This is a genomic window from Chloroflexota bacterium, assembly GCA_020850535.1.
Lineage (GTDB): Bacteria > Chloroflexota > UBA6077 > UBA6077 > JACCZL01 > JADZEM01.
The window spans coordinates 45848-62105 of record JADZEM010000015.1; the positions used below are offsets into that span (position 1 = coordinate 45848).

The following is a 16258-nucleotide window of genomic DNA, read 5'->3' on the forward strand; positions in this document are numbered from 1 at the left end:
ACGCGGTACAATCACCCTCGTGATCCCGAGGGTGTGAGGCCGATGGCAGTCCAGCGACGACGCATTCTCCTGGTAGACGACGAGCCACGCATCCGCGACTCGGTCCGCATGAACCTGGAGCTTGAGGGCTTCGACGTCTTCGAGGCGAACAATGGCCAGGAAGCGCTCGACAAGGTGCGCCTCGCCATGCCAGACCTTGTCGTGCTCGACGTGATGATGCCCGACATGGACGGCTTCGAGGCGCTCCGCGAGCTGCGCCGCTTCTCGACGGTGCCCGTCATCATGCTGACCGTCAAGGCCGACGAGCGCGACGTTGCGCGCGGCCTGGAGCTGGGTGCCGACGACTATGTCGCCAAGCCGTTCAGCCAGGTCGTCCTGACGGCCCGCATCAAGGCTGTTCTGCGGCGCGCCGAGCTGCCGCCGCCGGCACCCCGCCAGTCGATCACCGTCGACGACCGCCTCAGCATCGACTTCGAACGGCGGGAAGTCATCGTCGACGGGCAGAAGGTCCAGCTGCGACCGACCGAGTTTCGCTTGCTCTACCATCTCGCCAGCAACCCGGGCGCAGTCCTCTCCCACGAGACGCTCTTGTCGCGCGTGTGGGGTCCGGAGTATCGTGACGCGAGCCACTATCTGCGTCTATACATCAACTATCTGCGGCAGAAAATCGAGCTGGATCCCTCAAACCCGCGCTACATCCTCACCGAGCGCGGCGTGGGCTATCGCTTCATCGACTACACGCGCGACACCTGAGCTTCCCCGTCCGCTTGCGACACAACCGGCGCGCAGTTCGCGCGCGAGCTGTGCCTCCACCACCCGTCCGTATCCCCCTGATCCCCGGTCCCCCGGGCCGTTAATGGTTCGCTAACGGCCTTCTCATGCGGCTCTTACGTTCTGCTCACACCTCCTTCATGTTCGCCCCCTATCATCATGCTCGGAGCGAGAATCATCGGGCGCCAGCAACGGTCTGGCCGTCCGATTCAGGCGCTCCAACCTGGAGCACAGGCAGCGCATCTCTGGCCCACATCCTGCGTACATCCTGACGGTTCGACCTGAAGAGGTTGGCGGCGTAGGCATCCACCCCGGTCCGTTTGGTTGAAGGGACTGGCGATGGACTCTCGGGTCTCGCCCCAGCCTGTCGATAGGTAGACCCTCGTCCCCAGCCCCCAGGAACTTTGCCGGGGAGGCCGGGGGACGGGGGAGTCCAAAAAGCACCACCGCCCCGTTGCGCGGCCACGCTCGGGTGTCCCCTGTGACCACCATCGAGCGTCGCTACGCCGCACGGCCCGCACACGTCGAGGCCCCCGCTGACAGGCGGCGCGGTGGTACCATGAGCCAGTGTCACGATCGGTGCAGCCCCTCGGGCTACCGGATCGGCACTGGCTCGTTTCATGCGTGGGCGCGGTCCGCAGGACCGTACCTGCCATGAGGGGGTGCGCTACCGGCCGGACGTGGCCGCTGGCGCATGGCTACGGAGGAATGAGGTAGAGATGCGAGCTGCTATTGGCATTGCTGCTGGCGCGCTGTTGCTGGTGAGTTCCACCACGGCGTTTGCCCAGTCGCCGGCCGCGACGGCCGAGCTGAAGACGGCTGACGGCAAGAGCGTGGGCATGGCGACGTTCACCCAGGAGAGCGGCGGCGTTCGCCTCAAGGTGCAGGGCGTCGGCATGCCGCCCGGCGACCACGGCATTCACGTCCACGCGGTCGGCAAGTGCGACGCCCCAGACTTCATGACGGCCGGCGGTCACTTCAACCCGGGCAACAAGCAGCATGGGCTGAACAACCCGCAGGGCGCGCATGCGGGCGACATGCCCAACCTGAAGGTGAACGCCGACGGTACAGCAGCATTTGACGCGCTGCTGAAGGATGCCTCCACCGCATCGGGCGCTGGCTCGCTGTTCGGGCCTGAGGGTACCGCGTTGGTGATCCATGCCGGCGCCGACGACGGTATGACCGATCCGTCGGGCAACAGTGGTGGCCGCATCGCCTGCGGCGTCATCATGCGTGCGGCCGGCACTGCCGCGGCGGCGCCGGCGGCCCAGCCGTCACCGGCCGCGAAGCCGGCCGGCCCCGCTCCGGCCGCGTCACCCGCACCGGTCACCAAGCCGGCGGCGCCGGCCCAGGCTCCTGCCGCTGCAAAGCCGTCCGTCGCGGCGTCCCCGGCCGCGCTGCCGCGCACTGGTATCGCGGGCGCACCCATCGACCTGGCCATCCCGGCCGCTGCCACCGGCCTCGGCGCGATTGTCGCGGGCCTGGCGATCTGGCGGCGACGGCGGTAACGCGCCCTCGCCCTCCACGGCATCCGGAGCCGCTCCACCTCGGTGGGGCGGCTCTGCTCGTTTCAGGTGCGGTCCGCCACGAGACGGTACAATTCGACAGATTCCTGCCGCCGTGAGGACCGAGACGCCATGCCGGTGTACGAGTACCGCTGCCCCGCCTGCACCCACCTGTTTGAGAAGCTGGTTCCGTTTGCACAGGCCGGCCGCGAGGCCGACTGCCCGATCTGCTGCGCTCGGGCTGGCAAGGTGCTCTCGACGTTCGCGGCAATCGGCGCAAGCTCCGGGTCGGCGGGCAGCGGCCCCGTGCCCGTCGGTGGCGGTGGTGGTGGCTGCCGCGGCGGCGGCTGTTGCGGGGGAAGCTAGCCGGCGATGCCAGTCGATTTTGGCGTGGTCGCGGCGCTGCTGAGCCAGCTTCCCCGGTCTGAACGTCCTGATGGCGCGCTCCAGATCGTGACGGCAGACCGGCCGTTCGAGCCGAACCCGCTCGCGCCGACGCTCATGCTGAACGGCTCGCCCGACAGCGGCGCACTGCCGGCCGCGGTGATCCGGGTCTACGACAGCAGACAACCGGTCTGGCTGCTGACGCCTGACGCCGACCCGCTGCGCACCACACTCGCCGAAGTCAACGGGCGACCCTGCGACGGACTCTACATACCGGCCGTCCAGGCCGAGGCCGCCGAGCGGAGCCCGGCCGGTCTGCGGCGCATCGTGGAGCGGCTGCGAGTCGAGTGCCCGTGGGATCGGAAGCAGACCCATCAGAGCCTCACGAAGTACGTCGTGGAAGAAGCGTACGAGGTCGTGGACGCCATCGAGCATCACGGCCCGAACGAGGTGGCCGAGGAGCTGGGCGACTTGCTGCTGCAGGTGTACTTGCAGGCGGAGATCGCCCAGCAGGCCGGCACGTTCGCCCTCGACGACGTCGTGCAGCACCTGACGACCAAGCTGATCCGCCGGCACCCGCACGTCTTCGCGGATGTGCAGGTCGGCGGCGCGGCCGATGTCGAGGTGAACTGGGACGCGCTGAAGAAGGCCGAGAAGGCGGCGAAGGGCCTGGCTGAGCGGCAGCCCTCGGCGCTGGACGGCATCCCCCGCAGCCTGCCGGCCTTGATGATGGCCGCCGAGCTGCGCAAGCGAATGATGAAGACCGGCTTCCGCTGGCACGACCGCGCCAGCGAGGAAGCGAAGCTCGACGAGGAGCTGGCTGAGCTGCGGGCCGCCGCCACGCCTGAAGAGGCCGCCGCGGAGCTGGGCGACGTGCTGTTCGTGCTGACGGGGCTGGCGACCTGGCACGGCACCAGTGCCGAAGAGGCCCTGCGCGCCACCATCGCGAAGGTCGACCGGCGCTTCCGATTCGTGGAGGAGACGGCCAGGGCACGCGGCCAGGAGATCGCCGACATCCCGCTGGACGAGCTGTTAGCGATCTGGCGGCTGGCCAAAGCGCGGGAAGACGCCGGGGCAGCGCCGTCCGCGTGACCGACCCGGCCCAGGCTGCCATGCCCGCTCTACCCAGGCCGCGCCGAGGGCGAGCCGCGCGACCCGCGCCGCCGACGCCAGCGGTCGAGCCGGCCCGCCTGCGCGCCGTTCAGGACGCGTTGCTCGGCTGGTTCGCGCGGGTCGGGCGGGATCTGCCCTGGCGGCGCACACGCGATCCGTATGAGATCCTGGTCTCGGAGATCATGCTCCAGCAAACCCAGGTCGACCGGGTCATCCCGAAGTACCGGCAGTTCCTGTTGGCGTTCCCGACACTCGCCGCGCTGGCGGCTGCGCCGCTGGCCGAGGTGATCCGCGTCTGGGCCGGCCTGGGCTACAACCGGCGCGCGGTGCGGCTGCACGCCATCGCGCGGCGAGCCATCGAGCAGCCTGGCGGTACGCTCCCGACAACCCCAGCAGGCTTGCAGGCCCTCGACGGCCTGGGCACGTACACCGCCAATGCCGTCGCCTGCTTCGCCGCCGAGGCGCAGGTCGGGGTGGTGGACACCAACGTGCGACGCGTGCTCGGGCGGGTCTTCGCCGACGAGATCGGGCTGGAACCGGCGGCCGGACCGCCGCTCCAGCGCTTCGCCGAGTCGGTGCTGCCGCCCGGGCAGGCCTGGGCCTGGAATCAGGCGTTGATGGATCTCGGTGCAACCATCTGCACGGCCCGCAACCCAAAGCACAAGGTCTGCCCGCTGGCGCTCCAGTGTACGGGCCGCGCGCTCCTGTCCGAGAGCGACGCGCTGGCCCGTCGTGCCGCCGAGCGCGGCCCGGAGTACGTCGTCTCACGGCCCACGGCGCCATTCGAGCAGACGACCCGCTACTTCCGGGGGCGGATCGTGGATCGCTGCCGCGAGCTCGGGCACGGCGAGACGGTCGGCCTGGACGAGCTCGGCGCGCTACTGCGGCCCGAGTACGATCCAGCGCAGAGGCCGTGGGTCGCGGATCTCGTGCTGGGGCTGGCTCGGGATGGCCTGGTGGCCACCCATGAGCGGGATGGCGAGACGCGCGTCAGCCTCCCGTAGCGATCAGCCGGGCCTGGCCGTCAGCCTCTCCAGGAACCGGCGCACGTCGGGGTAGAGGCCGTTCCAGCCGTCGTCAAGCTGAGCCGTCTCCTCGGGCGTGAGATCCGCGACCAGTTTGCCGAAGCGCGGTACCACGATGAGCGCCGGGAACCAGAAACCGTCCTTGATCCTGGCCGGGTCGTATAGCTCAACCAGCCGCCCGATCGCGCCGCTGGCCTGCCACATCCCCAACTCCTCGCCGGGCCGCGCCAGCCCGACGCCCTCGATCCAGGAGATGTCGCGGTTAGCACCCTGCTCGCCGGCCATCAGCGCGAGCAAGTGGTCGGCCCGGTCATGGTCGTCGGCGTCGCTGCCGGCGGCCCGCTTCGTGAAGATGCTGTTCCAGTCCTGCCCGAGCGCCGGAATGTATGCGCCACCATCGCTGGCGATGACCAGTTGGCCGGAATGTTCGGCCCAGGCCCGCGCCTTCGCCGCCGCGACCTCACCGTGCGTCTCGCCGTGCTCTGGCGGGTCGAAATCCAGGCCTAGATCGCGCGGCGTCACCACGTCGAAGCCGAGACCGTCGATCAGCCAACGCAGCTTGGTCTGCTTCGCCCTGTTGCCCGTCGCCAGAAGGATCGTCGTCATCGGCCGGCTCACCCCCGAAGGCCGCCGGCTCGCGGCTGACGCCCCAGGCGATGGTGCGGCATCGGGGCGTCAGGTGTCCATCTCAGCGGCATCAATCTTCCCGGCCAGCGCCCATTCCGACCGTATACTCAAGAGGCGTCAACCGAACGTCGGAGGCTCCTGGTGGTGGACTGGCTGGACACGCTCAACCCCGCGCAGCGACTGGCCGTGACCACGACGGACGGGCCGCTGCTGATCGTGGCTGGCCCCGGTTCGGGCAAGACGCGGGTGATCGTCCACCGCATCGCCTACCTGGTGGAGCGGGCCGGCGTGGCGCCCTGGAACATCCTGGCCGTCACGTTCACCAACAAGGCTGCCAGGGAGATGCGCGAGCGGCTGGACAACCTGTTGAGCGAGCGCCAGATCCGTGCCCTGACGGTCGGCACGTTCCACTCGACTTGCGCGCGCTGGCTGCGCCAGGACGGCGAGGCGATCGACCTCGACCGCCGCTTCACCATCTACGACGATGGCGACCAGCTCGATCTCGTCAAGCGTGCGCTCGGCGATCTGGAGCTGGACGACAAGAAGTTCAAGCCGCGCTCGGTGCTGGCCGCCATCTCCGGGGCCAAGAACGAGTCGCTCTCGCCGGAGCGGTACGCCCGCAACGCCGAGGGGTACTTCGAGCAGACGGCGGCGCGCGTCTACACCCGCTATCAGGAGCTGCTGGACGAGAACCGCGCCCTCGACTTCGACGACCTGCTGGGCAAGACGCTGGAGCTGTTCAGCACCGTCCCGGAGGTGCTGGAGCAGTACCAGGACCGCTTCCCCTACCTGATGGTGGACGAGTTTCAGGACACCAACGTCGTCCAGTACGAGCTGGTCCGGCTGCTCGGGAAGAAGCACCGCAACGTCTGCATCGTGGGCGACGAGGATCAGTCGATCTACGGCTGGCGCAAGGCGGATGTCCGCAACCTCGAGCACTTCGAGCGCGACTTCCCCGAGTTGAAGACCGTCATGTTGGAGCAGAACTACCGCTCCACCCAGTCGGTCCTCGACGTGGCCAGCGCCGTGATCTCGCCGAACGAGGGCCGCAAGGCGAAGCAGCTCTGGACCGAGAATCCGCGCGGCCTGCCCGTTCACCTGCACGAGGCGTACGACGAGCGCGACGAAGCCCTGTACGTTGTCCGCGAGATCGAGAAGCTGCGCCGCGACGGTCATCGCTACGGCGACGTGGCCGTCACCTACCGCACCAACGCGCAGTCCCGCGCGCTGGAAGACGCCTTTGTGCGGTACGGCGTGCCGTACAAGCTGGTCGGTGGGACGCCCTTCTACCAGCGTCGCGAAGTCAAGGACGTGCTCGCCTACCTGCGGCTGATCGGCAACCCGGCCGATGGCCTGAGCTTCGAGCGGGTGGTGAACGTGCCGGCCCGTGGCATCGGCCAGAAGACCGTTGCCGATTTGCTCCACTGGGCGACGCGGCTGGGCGTCTCAGCGTTCCAGGCGGCGAAACTGGCGGCGGACGGCGTCGAGGACATCAACCATGAAGGCCGCATCGCGCCGGTGGTGCCGATGGCCGCGCGTCCCCGCGCGCTGATCGCCCGGTTCGTCGCGGTGATCGACGGAGCGCAGGAGCGGCTCAAGGACGCTACCCTCAGCGAGACCATCGAGTCGCTGCTGGAGCGGGTGGACTATCGCGGCCATCTCACCGATGGCACCGAGGAAGGCAACGACCGCTGGCAGAACATCCAGGAACTGGTGACGAAGCTCCACGACTATGACAACATGGAGGGCGAGACGGCGCTGCGCGCGTTCCTGGAAGAGGCAGCGCTGGTGCAGGCAGCCGACAGCCTGGAGTCCGCCGACACCGGCGCCGTGACGCTGATCACGCTCCACGCCGCCAAGGGCCTGGAGTTCCCGAACGTCTTCATCATCGGGCTGGAGGACGGCATCGCGCCGCACAGCCGCGCCATCGGGCCTGAAGGCTCGATGGATCAGCTTGCTGAGGAGCGCCGGCTGCTCTACGTCGGCGTGACCCGTGCCGAGAAGCGACTCTTCATGGTCTACGCGGCCGAGCGCACCCTCTACGGCGAACGCCGCGAGCAGATCCGCTCGATGTTTCTGGACGATGTGCCGGCACACCTGCTGACGCTGTCGTTCAGCCAGGCGAGCGGCGGCTCCCGCCAGCAGGCGCAGCGGTCGCTCGGCGGACGGTCGGACGGCTGGGGTCGGCGGGCGTCGTCAGGGTACGGCTCGCGTGGCGAGGCGGCGCGCTTCGACCGGAACCGTCAGCCAGCGCCGTTCAAGCCGTCGGCCATGCCCGGGCGCGGGACCGGCCAGGCTCCGCCACCGCCGCTGCCTCGGGGGTTGCGCCGCGATCCGTATGCCGATCTGGATGTTGGCGTCGGCGGCCGAGGAGACGGCTCATCGTTCGACGACCTCGGAGTCGGCGACGACACGCAGCCCGACCTCGGCTTCGACAGCGGGTCGCCGCCCCGTCGAGGCTCGCCGCCAGCGCCCCGCCTGCCAGCGTTCACGCCGGCCCGGGCCGCCGCCCCTGCGCCGAAGCGCAAGCCGCGGTTCGGGCGAGGCGAGCGGGTGCGGCACCCAGACTACGGCCCCGGCACGGTCGTGGTGTCGAGCTTCGCCGGCACGGAAGAACTGGTGCTGGTCAGCTTCGATCAGCGGCCCGACAAGCCGAAGAACCTCTCGCTCTCGATCCATCGCCTCGAACGAGCATGACGCCGCCCGCACCCGACCCGCTCCCATCTTTTGGCGACGTCCGCGTGGCCAGCCCCGACGACGGCGCGCCCGTCGGGCGTCACGAAGGCAGTGCCCACGGCCACCACGACGGCCGGCCGCGCATGGCCGAGGTGCTGCCGGCCTTGCGACGCGGCGCGCTGCGGTTCGCCAGCGGCGGACTCCTGCCCGTCGTGTCCTTCTACATCGCGTTCCGTATGTACGGCCCGGTCGTCGGCATTCTGACGGGCATGGTCGTCTCACTTACGGCGCTCTCGATCCAGGCGTACCGGCTTCGACGCCTCGATCCCATCGTGCTGGCGCCGATGATCCTGATTCTGGTGCAGGGTACACTCGCCAGCCTGACCGGCTCGGTCCAGCTCTACCTGGCTGCGCCGGCGCTTGAAGCGATTGTCTGGGGCGTCGTGCTGCTGGGGTCGGCGCTGCTCAGGCGGCCCCTGGTGCCGATGATCGCCCGCGAGCTCGGGGTCGTGCCGGCCCGGTTCGCCAGCCACAGCGGCCTGCAACAGTCGCTCGGCCTGCTCACGGTGGGCTGGGGCATCGCAGCGTTCCTGAAGGCCGGCTTGCGGCTCTGGCTGCTGACCTGGCTGGATGTCGAGGCGTTCCTGGTGGCCGTCACGGTCGGGATCGCCGCCATCAACGTCGTGATGCTGAGCGTCTCAATCGGGCTGCCGTTGCTGATGGTGCGCCGTCCGGCGGCGGCCCGGCCCGCCTGACGCTCAGCGCCCGGCCGGCCGGGCGCGCTATGGCGACGCTCGGCCGCCCGTCAGGATCTCGGCAACCTCGGTGACCACCTGCGTGATGTAGAACGGCTTCGAGATCACGCGCGCCACCCGGCGGCGCAGCGGCGCGTCCAATTCTCGGGTGTAGGCTGAGATCACGAGGATCGGGATCTCGCCCGTCTGCTCGTCGTCCTGCAGCTCTTTGACGATGGCCCACCCATCTTTGCCGGGCAACGCCAGGTCGAGCGTGATGAGCATCGGGCGCAGCCTGCGAACGGTCTCGACGACGTCGCGGCCATTCTCAAGCGAGACGACGCGGTAGCCTTCAGCTTCGAGGACGAGTCCGAGCAGCTCGCGAATCTCGTCGCTGTCCTCGACGACAAGGATGCACTTCTCGTCGTCGTTCGGGTGAGACTCTGTAGGCGGGTGGTGACTAGTCATGCATGATCGTCCGAAGGGGAATCCGATCACCCTGACGAGCAAGAATCAGGCCGCCCCTGGCGGGCGGCCTGATCCAGATCACGACTAGCTGCGGAACATGAACTCGACGCGCTCGGGGCGGGAATCGACCAGCTCAAGCTCGCTGCCACGCTGCGTGAGCAACACGCGCGAAAGCTGATTGCCCAGCTCGTGCGTCACCTGGAAGGTGAGCTGCCGCTCGTCAAAGTCGGCCACGCGGACCTCACGCACCTCAGACATCGCCTTGAGCGAGCGCTCGAGCGCGAGCGCGGCCTGGAAGTTCGGCACGGCCTGGAAGATCAGCGTCTGGGTGACCGGGCCGGACGGCGCAGACTCGGCAGCAGCGGCCGAAGGCGCTTCGTGCGGGATCGCCGCGTGCACCGCCGTCGGCACGTTGGAGAGGGTATCCTCGTCCTCCTCCTCGTCGTCGCCGAAGCCGGCCGATGGAACAGCCGTGACGCCCTGCGCGTCGATCTCGTCCTCGGTCTCCTCTTCCTCATCCCCATCAATGGCAAGATCGTCCTTGAACCACGACGACGAGCCGGACGACGGGACAGACTGGATCGGCACGACTGGCGGCGGCGCCGGCGCAGCGGCGAACGGAGCAACCTCCGGCTCGTCGCGATCGTCCTCCTCGACCTCAGTCTCAGACTCGGCCTCAATGGGCCGTCGCGTCTCCAGCAGGGGCCGAGCGGCCACCGGGAGGCTCTCCGGCTCGTCCGGCTCGTCCGGCGCGACGGGCGACTCCGGCGTAGCGGCGGACGGAGGCGGGGGCGACGGCGGGGCGCTCGCGGCGGCTGCCCCGGCCAGCCCGGCCGCGCCGAGACCGGCGGCGGCAACACCCGTCCCCGGCTGGGACAGCAGTCGTCCGACCCGGTCGGACAGGCCACGCAGGCGTCCCTGAGCGTCGTGCGAGCCGCCGACTTCCGACGATGATGCGGGTGCTCTGGCAGCCGCTCGCTCGTGTGCCTCGGCGACGATGGCCTCAGCCCGCGACTCGGCCTCAGAGACGATCAAGTCGGCGCGCCGCCTGGCCGCCGCGCGGATCGACTCGGCATCGCGCTCGGCCTCGGCTCGCGCCTCGCGGATCTCCGCCTCGACGCCTTCGATGTCGGTCTGGAGGGCGGCGACCCGCTCCTCGCGCGCCGTGTTTTCGCCGGCCCGCTCCTGATCGAGAGCCGCGCGCTCCTCGTCCAGGGCGCTGAATAGCTGCGTGCCGCGCTCCTCGATGGATCGCACTGCGCCAAGGGCCTGTTCACGGGCGGCTTCGAGCGCATCCGTCAAGTCGCGCTGAATCGAGGCGACGAGCTCGGTGAGCCCCGCGCGCCACTCCGTTTCTGACGGCGAAGCCTCTGCGCCGGCCGCATCAGCATCGCCGGACCGGGTGATCCGCATGGGCTCGTCCACGATCACGCTCCTTTGTCGAAATGCACCTGGGGGGCGCCCAGGTCTGCGCTGAGGTGCATCTTCATCAACGAAGACGGGTCGGCCGGAGTGCCCGGCCCGTCACTTCTCACGATATCACCGGAGGATAGCCCGAACGACGCCATCGTAGGCACTGTCCGCCATCCGGGCATGCTTACCGCGCCGTCCTCGCCTTGATCAGCGATGCGGCGACCTTTCCACTCTCGCTGGAGAACGCCTTCACTGGCCCAAAGACGGCATCGCGGACCGGCCCGCTGCCCAGGAGCGGCCAGAACGTGAAACCGATCAGGGCCGCCGCCACCCCCCACAGGCCGGCACGCTGCGCGACGCCCGGCCCGACAGCCACCGCGCTCCGCAGACGGGCGGCCACGCGCGGCGGAATTTGATGGGTGGCGGCCGGGGCCTGCGAGGCCACGCCGTGCGTCTCGTGCGGCGCATCGACCCCCGTGAGCGACAGCATGTGCCGCACCAGACGACCGGTCTGATCGATGGTCGCATCCTCAGGCTGGTACACATCCAGTTCGTGGTCGAAGCCACCGGAGGCCGCCGTCAGTCTGGAGCGGACAAAGATGACCGGCGTCGTGGCCTGGCCATCGGCCGGCCGCAACACCTCGTACAACTGCATCAGCAGCCGCCCGGTCACGCCGCGATCCAGCAGCACAGCCTGTGCACCACGGGTCACGCTCAGGCCCGCCCGCAGGGCCACCCACACCGATGCCTCTGGCAACGAGAGCACGATCATCCCGCTCAGCCGGGCCTTCAGCTGCGCCGAGTAGCGATCGTCGTCCGTCACCAGCAGCACGCGCGGCCGAATGGTGATTCCGTCGCGCATGGACATGATCTCCGCTCCCATGAGTCTCCGCGACACGTTGAGCCTGCGTGCGCCCATCGTCACTCTGGACACCACCAGCAGCACGCACCCAAACAGTGCGAGACGCTCTGCCACATCGAACGGGCGGTGGCATACGGGGTTGCACACCAGGGTCCTGTTATGTCGCCTGTGCGCGAAACCCGCCGGAGATCGGCGAAATGTGCGGCGAATCTCGGCCGGCGCTCAGGAGACCCTGGCTACCGCCGTGCCAACGGCAAAGCGGCGGGCCAGCGGCACAGCGTCGAACTGGAGCAGCGCAGCGGGACTCGGGCTGGCGGTCGGCGCGTTCGTCGGCGTCGCGGGTGCAGACTGCGGCGGCGCGGCCATCGGCAGCGAGAACGTCTGCGGACGAATGAACGCCAGCAGGCCGCCGAGGATCAGCAGCACCATCCCGATGCGGAACAGCATGACGTCGAGCCGCCGCCGCGAGCGCGGCGGCCCGTCTGCGACGGCCGGTGTGGCAACAACCGGGCCGCCAGCGACGCCGACAAGCTCGGGAGTCCGATGTTCGCCGGACTGCTCCGGAGTCGGGGCTGAAGGCATCACGTCGTCTGACAGGACGCCGGCCGGCTGAGCCTCACCCTCCTGGTCCAGCGCATCCACGTCCGGAGCAGGCTCGGACGCATCGTCGGCCACGCCAGCTTCGGCATCGGCGTCGGCCACCATCTCGATGACCTGCGCCGCCACGCCGAGCGGAGATGGCTGTCCTGGCAGGAAGTAGTCCGTGCCATCGGACTCCCCAGCCTCGCCGACGAACAGCACCTTGACCCGGGGGCCGTCCAGCTCGCCGCGGACCAGGCTGTTGAGGCGCATCAGGAAAACACGTGGCAGCCCGTAGTCCAACACCAGCACCGATGGACGCAGCTTCGTGAGGATCTCCTCGGCCTCGTCGATGTCGAGCGTGGCACGGGTCGGGACATCGGCCAGATGCAGCGTACGCGCATACAGGTCGAGGCGTGCCTGGTCGACAGCAACGACGACGGCGCGCGGCTGCAGTTCGAGGGCGGCCGGCTGCGGGTCGCTGGTGTCCTGCTCGGACCCGGTCACGTGACTACCGCGCGCCAACGGGCGATGAGCGCCAGCGCGCTACGAGAATGTGCCATGACTGCTCCCAAGCTGGCCTGCGGCGATTGTATCATCGCCATCCGGCGTGGCCGCCGGTGGGCCGGCGTTTCGGTCTGATTCCGTAACGAGACGGGGCGCGGCCGGTGCCGTCACACGCACGTATCCTGCCAGGATGACCAGCAGGCCCAGCACCATCGGGCCGTACAGATAGTGGTGGCCAAAGCGTGTCAGGCTCGCGCCGCTGGCGACAATGAGCGTGCCCAGTCCGATGAGAAAGACGCCGAACGCGCGGCTGCCCTGCCCGCGCGACCACTGGGCATACGCCGAGCCGAATGTGCCGAGCAGCACGACCATCGTCCCAAGCACGTTGATGGTCAGCGCCAGCGCCCGAACCGGCGCCTCCTTCGGCAGTGCCTCCCAGCCGAGCGTCCGCGCCAGCTCGGGATCGACCGGCGTCCGCAGCACGAAGAAGACCATCGACAGCGACTGAATCAGCACCACGCCCAGGGCCACCAGGGCGATGGGACGCGGGACCAGCAGCACGAGCGCGCCAAGGGCGAGAAACCCGACGGACATCGAGGCACCGGCCAGGTAGTAGAGCCGCACGAGTGCCGGGGTCCAGCCGAGGAGGTTGGCGTAGGTCTCCGCGCCGGCCGCCAGGCCAAACGCGGAGAACGTCGCGCCCCAGATCAGCTCATGCACCCGACGCCGGCGGGCAAACCGCGCGAGCATCCGCCACGCCAGCACCAGGCAGAGCGCCGTCGCCGCCCCCGGCAGCAGCAGCTCCATGCTAGCGCCCGGGCAACCAGTTCGGCATGCCGACGACCACCAGCAGCAGGCTCACGACGACCGCGATGGCGACGTTCCGCGCAGCGCCCTTGTCAGAGCGAGATCGCTTCGCCAGCACCTGCCCGACATGCACGGCAACCACGGCCAGGATCATGATCAGCGGGTGCTCCAGCCGGTACGGCCGGGCCTGATCAAGACCGCCGCGCAGCAGCCACAGAACGATGCCCAGCGCCGCCTGCAGGTCAATCGCGATGACGTACAGCAGGCCGGCGCGCCGGGCCGTCTGGCGCGGTGGCAGCGATCCAAACCAGCCGCCGAGCGCCCCAACCAGCGCGACGACGGCCGCGATCAGAACGGCATAGCGCCAGAAGCTATGAAAGTGCGACAGACCGATGACAAGCGTATCCACAGCGTCTCCGATGCCGGGCCAGGGCGGCCCGGTGACAATCCACCCTCGCGCCGACACGCGCCCGCGAATCTGGCCGGCGGATCCGGCCGTCGCTGGCAGGCGGCGACACGCCACGGTCGATTGTATCGTGCGTCAGGCGGCCAGCACGGGAATAGTCGTCGAGCCGCCAGGCACCTGGAGACGAGGAGTCCCGTCAGATGCTCGAATGCGCGGGCAGCAGGAAGGCCCGGGGACAGGTCCCCGGGCCTTCCTGCTGCCTGGAGACCGGCCGTCTGCCGCACCGCCGGCGGCCGGTGACAAGACTCCTGACTGCGCTACTGAACGGGCCGCCGTCGCGAGAGCAGGTACACGCCAGCGCCGACGAGGCCGACGCCACCCGAGATCAGCAGCCACAGGCCAGCGGCCGGATCGGCGGCCTCACCCGTGCGCGGGAGCGCGACCGGCGACGGCGACGCGACAGGGCGCGGCGCCTGGGCCGGGGCCGTTACCGGAGATGCGGCCGGCTTCGCGGCGGGGGCCGGCGCGGCGCCGGCCGCTGCCGGCGACGCCTGGGCGGCCGGGGCGGCTGCCGCCGATGCCACGAGGTTCCCGCACGAGACGTACGCCGAGATCTCCTGCGGCGACTTGTGCACGTTGATGGCGTGCGGCGCGCGCAGAATGTCGGCGATCGACGCGGCGACCGTCGTCTCTGACTTGCCGTTCGTCACCGAGGTCAGCGGGAACACCACTGCGCCGACGGTCGGGCAGGAGCCAGCATGGATGTGAGCCGGGTGGGGACCAGGCGCATTCGACAGCGTCAGCACCACCTTGGTGCCAGCGCCATCGGGAGTCAGCACTGCCGTGCCAGCCACGCCAGAGTTGTTCTGGGCGGTCAGGTTGATAGTCACGCTCTGCTGGGCCTGTGTCGCGCCCGGCAACAGCGCCAGCGTGGTCAAAGCCACCGCGAAGGCCCCCGCAAGCGAGGCCCATACGGCTCTCATACTGCCACCTCCGAAAAATCAACATCGATTGGAGTACGGGCGTGCGGCCAGCCCTTGGCCGATGATAGCGTCAGCCCCAGAGGCTGTCTACCAGATAGGTCGCTCGCAGCGCCCATTCTGGGCAGTTTGCGCAGAGTCAGTCAGAACCGTGGCCGGCGCGGCCATCACCGCCTCGCGTTACCCGCGCGGGAGGATGCGGCGCGGGTTGTCGACGAGCATCGTGTCGAGGGCGACCTGTGGCACGCCAGCAGCCAGCAGGCGCGGCGCCATATGGCGGAGGATGTATCCGTAGCCGGGGCCGCCGTAGGCCGTGAGCGCATCTCGATAGCAGATATCCTGCGCCAGCACCAGCGACGACGCCAGGCCTTCCGCCACGAGGCGGGTCAGCAGCTTGACGCGGTCCGGGTCGCTGGGCATCGAGAAGTTGCGGCTTTCGTAGTGCTTGGTATTGCCCCAGGTGTCCAGTGAGAGCTGATAGCCGCGCTTCGCCAGCACGTGGAAATCCTCCGGCCGCTGCCCGAGGCGTGCCTCCAGGTGGCTGATGACGACTCGCGCCGGGTCTGCGCCCTCTCGCTCCAGGATGTCGAGCCATCTGCCCATCGCATCCGCGTTGAGATGCTGCGGGGCCGGGTGAACGACCATCGGTGCGCCGGTCAGGGCCTGAGCGCGCGCCGCCGCGCGAAGCACCAGGATCTCGGTCTCGTAGAGCGGCTCGGACGTGCCGATCTCGCCGATGACGCCCGCGCGGATCGTCGTGCCGTCGAGCCCGACATCGAGATCGCGAACCAGCTCGTCTGTCACAGCTTCGACCGAACGCCCGGCGAGGCTGGCCGGGTGCGACGACCCGACGTAGTAGCCCGTCCCGGCAACGATGTTCAGGCCGGTCCGCTCGGCAATCGCCCTGAGGCCGTGTACGTCGCGCGACAGCCCGATGCTCGACACCTCGACGATGGTGGAGCCTCCGGCCGCGCGAAACCTTGCAGCCTCAGCAGCCGCCAGCGACGGATCCCGCTGCGAGAGGTTGTGCCGGCTCGCCATCGGATGCTCGCGGACCCACCAGAGCGTGTCGAGTGCCAGCGGCGCTTCGACCAGTGGCGCATCGGCCGGATCTGGCGGCTGATGGAGATAGGTCTCCAGGTCGAAGAGCAGATGCTCGTGCATCAGCGTTCGCCCCAGCGCGTCGGCTGAGATCGGCCCGAGGACGGTCATGACGGCGCCAGCCTCTGCTGTCACCTGCTTCCTCCAAGTCTGAGACAGTTGGCGGTCGACGGTCAGGGGTGAGCGACCACCTCGACCTTGCCCATACGTCGGTGTTCACAACAGGGTACGCTGCCGAACCATAGCCTGCCGTCGCGCACTACTGCGACAGCGCTGCGCTGATATACTCCGTCACGTTGG

General features: G+C 69.2%; 16 protein-coding genes. 7 read left to right on the forward strand and 9 right to left on the reverse strand.

Translation table 11 applies throughout. The annotated features are described in order from the left end of the window. The first annotated feature begins 42 nt into the window (after positions 1–42). The 5 genes from IT306_02650 (at position 43) to IT306_02670 (ending at position 4777) form a co-directional block, all read left to right on the forward strand. Positions 43–753, forward strand: coding sequence for a response regulator transcription factor (locus tag IT306_02650; protein ID MCC7367291.1), 711 nt, complete (start codon positions 43–45; stop codon positions 751–753). A gap of 737 nt (positions 754–1490) precedes the next feature. After that, the gene (locus tag IT306_02655; GenBank protein ID MCC7367292.1) at positions 1491–2279 is read left to right on the forward strand and encodes a superoxide dismutase family protein; all 789 of its coding nucleotides are present in this window, start codon (positions 1491–1493) and stop codon (positions 2277–2279) included. Positions 2280–2408: 129 nt separating this feature from the next. Then, the gene (locus IT306_02660) at positions 2409–2642 is read left to right on the forward strand and encodes a zinc ribbon domain-containing protein (protein ID MCC7367293.1); all 234 of its coding nucleotides are present in this window, start codon (positions 2409–2411) and stop codon (positions 2640–2642) included. Between the two features lie 6 nt (positions 2643–2648). Beyond that, positions 2649–3752, forward strand: a complete 1104-nt coding sequence (mazG, locus tag IT306_02665) for a nucleoside triphosphate pyrophosphohydrolase (GenBank protein MCC7367294.1) — start codon at positions 2649–2651, stop codon at positions 3750–3752. Between the two features lie 20 nt (positions 3753–3772). Then, the gene (locus IT306_02670; protein MCC7367295.1) at positions 3773–4777 is read left to right on the forward strand and encodes an A/G-specific adenine glycosylase; all 1005 of its coding nucleotides are present in this window, start codon (positions 3773–3775) and stop codon (positions 4775–4777) included. A gap of 3 nt (positions 4778–4780) precedes the next feature. Here the strand turns inward: IT306_02670 and IT306_02675 are convergent, their stop codons facing one another. Then, the gene (locus IT306_02675; protein MCC7367296.1) at positions 4781–5404 is read right to left on the reverse strand and encodes a hypothetical protein; all 624 of its coding nucleotides are present in this window, start codon (positions 5402–5404) and stop codon (positions 4781–4783) included. Between the two features lie 162 nt (positions 5405–5566). On the opposite strand from IT306_02675, the gene IT306_02680 reads away from it, so the two are divergent. Together IT306_02680 and IT306_02685 are read left to right on the forward strand one after the other, a co-directional pair. Beyond that, complete coding sequence (locus tag IT306_02680; protein ID MCC7367297.1) at positions 5567–8122, forward strand: UvrD-helicase domain-containing protein; 2556 nt, start codon at positions 5567–5569, stop codon at positions 8120–8122. A 44-nt stretch (positions 8123–8166) separates the two neighbouring features. Then, the gene (locus IT306_02685; protein MCC7367298.1) at positions 8167–8856 is read left to right on the forward strand and encodes a hypothetical protein; all 690 of its coding nucleotides are present in this window, start codon (positions 8167–8169) and stop codon (positions 8854–8856) included. 27 nt (positions 8857–8883) lie between these two features. On the opposite strand, the gene IT306_02690 is transcribed toward IT306_02685, so the two are convergent. The 8 genes from IT306_02690 to IT306_02725 form a co-directional block, all read right to left on the reverse strand. Further along, the gene (locus tag IT306_02690; GenBank protein MCC7367299.1) at positions 8884–9303 is read right to left on the reverse strand and encodes a response regulator; all 420 of its coding nucleotides are present in this window, start codon (positions 9301–9303) and stop codon (positions 8884–8886) included. Between the two features lie 84 nt (positions 9304–9387). Then, complete coding sequence (locus tag IT306_02695; GenBank protein ID MCC7367300.1) at positions 9388–10728, reverse strand: hypothetical protein; 1341 nt, start codon at positions 10726–10728, stop codon at positions 9388–9390. A gap of 172 nt (positions 10729–10900) precedes the next feature. Continuing rightward, positions 10901–11578, reverse strand: coding sequence for a hypothetical protein (locus IT306_02700; GenBank protein MCC7367301.1), 678 nt, complete (start codon positions 11576–11578; stop codon positions 10901–10903). Positions 11579–11800: 222 nt separating this feature from the next. Continuing rightward, positions 11801–12664 carry a hypothetical protein gene (locus IT306_02705; GenBank protein ID MCC7367302.1) on the reverse strand — a complete coding sequence of 288 codons (864 nt, stop codon included), beginning with the start codon at positions 12662–12664 and terminating at the stop codon, positions 11801–11803. 39 nt (positions 12665–12703) lie between these two features. Continuing rightward, positions 12704–13471, reverse strand: coding sequence for a hypothetical protein (locus IT306_02710; GenBank protein MCC7367303.1), 768 nt, complete (start codon positions 13469–13471; stop codon positions 12704–12706). A gap of 1 nt (position 13472) precedes the next feature. Beyond that, positions 13473–13880, reverse strand: coding sequence for a hypothetical protein (locus tag IT306_02715; GenBank protein ID MCC7367304.1), 408 nt, complete (start codon positions 13878–13880; stop codon positions 13473–13475). Between the two features lie 314 nt (positions 13881–14194). Further along, a complete protein-coding gene (locus IT306_02720; GenBank protein ID MCC7367305.1) occupies positions 14195–14860 on the reverse strand; it encodes a hypothetical protein in 666 nt (221 codons plus the stop codon). 177 nt (positions 14861–15037) lie between these two features. Next, positions 15038–16093, reverse strand: a complete 1056-nt coding sequence (locus tag IT306_02725; protein MCC7367306.1) for a phosphotriesterase-related protein — start codon at positions 16091–16093, stop codon at positions 15038–15040. Positions 16094–16258 lie beyond the last annotated feature (165 nt).